This is a genomic window from Methylopila musalis (genome assembly GCF_042679725.1).
Taxonomy (GTDB): domain Bacteria; phylum Pseudomonadota; class Alphaproteobacteria; order Rhizobiales; family Methylopilaceae; genus Methylopila; species Methylopila musalis.
This window is the reverse complement of the sequence record NZ_JBHTMX010000249.1, coordinates 1-3,598: the sequence shown is the minus strand read 5'-3', so window position 1 is coordinate 3,598 and position 3,598 is coordinate 1. Positions and strand designations below refer to the sequence as shown.

Here is a 3,598-nt window from a genome sequence, read left to right as displayed (position 1 = left end):
CGCCCCCGGCCGGCGGCTCCGCGGGCGGCTCGGGCTTCGGCGGGTTTGGCGGCTTCGGCGGTCGCGCCGCCGCGGCGCAAGCCGTGACGCCGATCCAGCTCGACGGCGGCGACTTCGACGCCTTCGAGCGGCTGCTGTCCGACGTGCAGTACGCCTATTCCGAGCAGGACCTCGCCAAGCTGAGCCGTCTCGCCAGCGCCGAGATGGTGGATGTGTTCCGCGACGACCTGGACCAGGACCGCGAGCGCGGCGTGGTGAACCGCGTGCGCGACGTGAAGCTGCTGCAGGGCGACCTGTCGGAAGCCTGGCGTGAGGACGCCCGCGACTACGCCACCGTCGCCATGCGCTACGGCCTCGTGGACGTGGTCGAGGACCGGGCCACCGGCCGCCTCGTGGACGGCGATCCCAACCGCCCGGTCGAGGCGACCGAGCTCTGGACCTTCGTGCGCCCCCGCGGCGGCGCCTGGACGCTGTCCGCAATCCAGCAGGCCGCCTGACGGCCCCGACGTTCCTGACGGACGAGATGTACGAAGCCCCGGATCGCCGATCCGGGGCTTTTGTCATGGGTTCAGCGGCGAATTGGAGTTCAGCGCGGCGTGCCGGGGGTCGGGGCCACGCTGCCGTCCTCGAGGATGATGTCGCCCGGCTTCTGGCCGGGGCCGCAATCGCCCACGCGCCGGTTCTCGATCACGGTCTTGCGCACGGTCGGCCCGGCGGCGTCGGGCAGGCCCGTCAGCGTGGTGGTGGTCTCGATCGTCACGCTGGTCGTGAAGTCGCCGGTGATCCGCCCGCGGCCCTCCGCGGTCAGCGGCCCCACCTTGCACAGGGTCTCGGTGGCGTAGCCGTCCGCGGTGCGCGTCACCTCGTTCTTCGTGCAGCTGACGGCGCCCGCGGTGGTCTCGCGCGCCTTGCGGTCCGTTGTGGCGTCGATGCACTGGCGCGCCGTGGTGACGCCGTCCTCGGTGCGGCTGACGGATTCCCACAGGCCCGGCGCGCGGGCGGGGATCTCCTCCGCGGCCAACGCCGGGCCCGCGAAGACGCCTATGAGCGTGAGAAAGGCGATGGATGTGCGTGCGCGTGTCATGGGGCGTCTCTCCTGCGCGGTGTCGCAGGCGAAACAGATAGGGCGGCCGTCGCCGGCCGCCCCTCCGCCATCCGAACGATGCGGACGGCTCACTCCGCCGCGGCGCGGAAGCCCGGCGCAGCGTTGCGCACCTCAGCCTCCACGTCGCCGAAGTTCTCGAAGTTGCGGGTGAACATCTCCACCAGCCGGCGCGCGGCCCGGTCATAGGCCGCCGCGTCCGCCCAGTTGTCGCGCGGCCGCAGCAGCTCGGGCGCGACGCTCGGAACCGCCACCGGCACGGCGAAGCCGAAATTCGGGTCCACATAGGTCTCGGCCTCGCCGAGCCGGCCGTCCAGCGCTGCGGCGAGCAGCGCGCGGGTGGCCTCGATCGGCATGCGCTGGCCTTCGCCATAGCCGCCGCCGGTCCAGCCGGTGTTCACCAGCCAGCAGGTCACCTGATGCTCGTCGATCAGCCGTTTCAGCAGCGCGCCATAGACCTGCGGCGGCCGGGGCATGAAGGGCGCGCCGAAACAGGTGGAGAAGGTGGCCTGCGGCTCCTTCAGCCCGGTTTCGGTGCCCGCCACCTTGGCGGTGTAGCCGGACAGGAAATGGTACATCGCCTGCGCCGGCGTCAGCTTGGCGATGGGCGGCATCACGCCGAAGGCGTCGGCCGTCAGCATCACGATGTTCTTAGGCAGGCCGGCGCGGCCCGTGGCGCTGGCGTTGCGCACATAGCGCAGCGGATAGGCGGCGCGGGTGTTCTCGGTCAGCGAGCCGTCGTCATAGTCCGGCTGGCGGGTGACCGGATCGAGCGGCACGTTCTCGAGGATGACGCCGAAGCGGCGGATGGCGTTGGCGATCTGCGGCTCGGATTTCGGCCGCAGCCGGATGGTCTTGGCGTAACAACCGCCCTCGAAGTTGAACACGCCGTCCTTGGACCAGCCGTGCTCGTCGTCGCCGATCAACGTGCGCGACGGGTCCGCCGACAGTGTGGTCTTGCCCGTGCCCGACAGACCGAAGAACACCGCCACGTCGCCCTCCGGCCCCACATTGGCGGAGCAGTGCATGGGCATGACGCCGCGCTCGGGCAGCAGATAATTCAGCACCGAGAACACGGACTTCTTCATCTCGCCCGCATAGGCCGTGCCGCCGATCAGCACGATGCGCCGGGTGAGGTCGATGGCGATCACGGTCTCGGAGCGCACGCCGTGGCGCTCGGGATCAGCCTTGAAGCCCGGCAGGTCGAGGATGGTGAGTTCGGGCGTGAAGTCCGCCAGATCCGCGCGGGCGGGCGGGATCAGCATGGTGCGGATGAACAGCGAGTGCCACGCGTATTCGGTGTAGACCCGCACCTTCAGCCGGTGCGCGGGATCGGCGCCGGCGTTGAGGTCCTGCGCGAACAGCTCACGGCCGCGCGCATGGGCGATGAAGTCGGCCTTGAGCGCGTCGAACTGCTCGGGCGTCAGCGCGGCGGCGTTGTCCCACCAGATGGTCCCTTCCGTCTCCGCGTCCCGCACGATGAACTTGTCCTTGGGCGAACGGCCGGTGTGGACGCCGGTCTCCGCGGCCAGCGCGCCGCTGGACGACAGCATGGCCTCGCCGCGGCGAAGCGAGCGCTCCACCAGCACCGGCGGCTCGAGGTTCCAGTTGAGCCCGGCGAGCTCCTCGAAGCCGAACGCCTCCGCGCCGTGCGCCTCGTTCCATTCGCCGATCTGCCGCAATGTCGTCTCCATTGTTCATCCGCGCTTCCCGCGCGCTCCTTCATGCCTTTAGGGTCAGATAAAACTGGCCTAAGCATGGCGAGAAACCCAAGTCGGCGGCAAGCTGGCGATGTTTCTCCTTAGGTCTACATATTCCGATATCGTTATCTGGACTTCACGCCGACTTTCGTATGCGGCGTGAGATTTTCGCGAACACATGGCGACGACTTGTGAAGACCGGCTGAAATGAAGCCGATCGACTTACAGCTTCGCTGAAAGGAGGCTCAGCCCCGTTCGCGGGCGACGCCCACCAGCCGCACCAGCTCCTTGCGCACGTCGGTCGCGGTTTTCGCAGGCGTCGCGAACGGCAGGTAGAGCGCCCGTCCGTCGAGCCCGATCTCGACGCCGAGCGGGTCGCAGCCCTCGAAGCGCCACGCCCCGTCCGGCGCGCCGAGCAGGGCGGTGGCGTAGAGCCGGGTCGCGTCCGCATGATCCTCGTTCATGTGCGCGACCACCCCGGCCTCGGCCTCGATGAGCCCGGCGGCGTCGGAGACGTCGGTGGCGAGATCGGCCCACGGCAGCTCCACGATGCGGCCGAAGCCCGCCACGAGATGGGCGCTCGACGGCTCGAGCCGCAGCATGCGGAAGTCCGCGAAGTCGAAATAGCCGGCCGATTCGGGCTGGCGCGCCAGCCAGCGGGCGCGGCGCGCCTCCTTGTCCGCCGCGGCCACGCGGCCGATCACGCTGACGCGCGGATGGGCGAGGGGATCGCCGGCGCCGCTTTCCGCGAACAGCAGGCTCGCCCGCGGGTCGCGCGCCAGATTGGCGGCGTGCC

The 3,598-nt window shown here is 70.0% G+C and carries 4 protein-coding genes; 1 reads left to right on the top strand and 3 read right to left on the bottom strand.

Annotated elements, in window-relative coordinates; genetic code table 11:
- The coding region (locus tag ACFQ4O_RS16120) for a TIM44-like domain-containing protein (RefSeq protein WP_378777157.1) at nucleotides 1-497 on the top strand (497 nt) is incomplete at its 5' end.
- A gap of 89 nt (nucleotides 498-586) precedes the next feature.
- On the opposite strand, the gene ACFQ4O_RS16115 is transcribed toward ACFQ4O_RS16120, so the two are convergent.
- The 3 genes from ACFQ4O_RS16115 to ACFQ4O_RS16105 form a co-directional block, all read right to left on the bottom strand.
- Nucleotides 587-1,084: a DUF3617 domain-containing protein gene (locus tag ACFQ4O_RS16115; RefSeq protein ID WP_378777155.1), complete on the bottom strand. Its 498-nt coding sequence runs from the start codon at nucleotides 1,082-1,084 to the stop codon at nucleotides 587-589.
- 89 nt (nucleotides 1,085-1,173) lie between these two features.
- On the bottom strand, nucleotides 1,174-2,784 hold the full coding sequence (locus tag ACFQ4O_RS16110; protein WP_378777159.1) for a phosphoenolpyruvate carboxykinase: 1,611 nt from the start codon (nucleotides 2,782-2,784) through the stop codon (nucleotides 1,174-1,176).
- Between the two features lie 263 nt (nucleotides 2,785-3,047).
- The coding region (locus ACFQ4O_RS16105) for a HugZ family pyridoxamine 5'-phosphate oxidase (RefSeq protein WP_378777154.1) at nucleotides 3,048-3,598 on the bottom strand (551 nt) is incomplete at its 5' end.